1 protein-coding gene is annotated in these 445 nt (G+C 40.4%); it reads right to left on the bottom strand.

The genetic code is table 11. The features are described 5' to 3' along the window. Positions 1–445 (bottom strand): hypothetical protein (locus AAGF08_RS20485; RefSeq protein ID WP_343513322.1); only part of this gene is annotated, 445 nt, incomplete at both ends.

Genomic DNA, 445 nt, shown 5'->3' with positions numbered 1-445 from the left:
TAGGAGGATTCCTTCCGTAGTACCAATCCAGATTATGCCCCTTTTATCCTTTATCGTATTTCCCCATCTTATTGGTCTATTGGTGACAATTGTTTTCATCTGCCTGCGATCTTTACTGAGCACCTCTATAGTATCATTTTTTATGACCCATAACCTTCCGTGACGATCTTCCTCGAATAAAACTTGCCACCCAAGATTCCCCTTTTTTTTGTCAATGGTAACAGCTGTTTTTTCTTCTAATGAAATGGCCATAAGACCCTTTTCGGCGGCCAGCCACATACTGTGATTTGAGTCTTGAAAAAAATATGAAACCCGATCATTCAAGATTTCTACGTAGTCTTCACGGCCTTCTCCGATAACGCTTAATACAAATTGACCACCACTGTTATGAGTGAGCCATATATTGTGACTATGATCCTCCATTACCCGAAACCCACCTTCAAAA

The organism is Algoriphagus sp. SE2 (assembly GCF_039563885.1).
GTDB lineage: Bacteria > Bacteroidota > Bacteroidia > Cytophagales > Cyclobacteriaceae > Algoriphagus.
The sequence above is the reverse complement of the archived record's forward strand: the minus strand, read 5'-3'. Positions and strand labels throughout refer to the sequence as shown.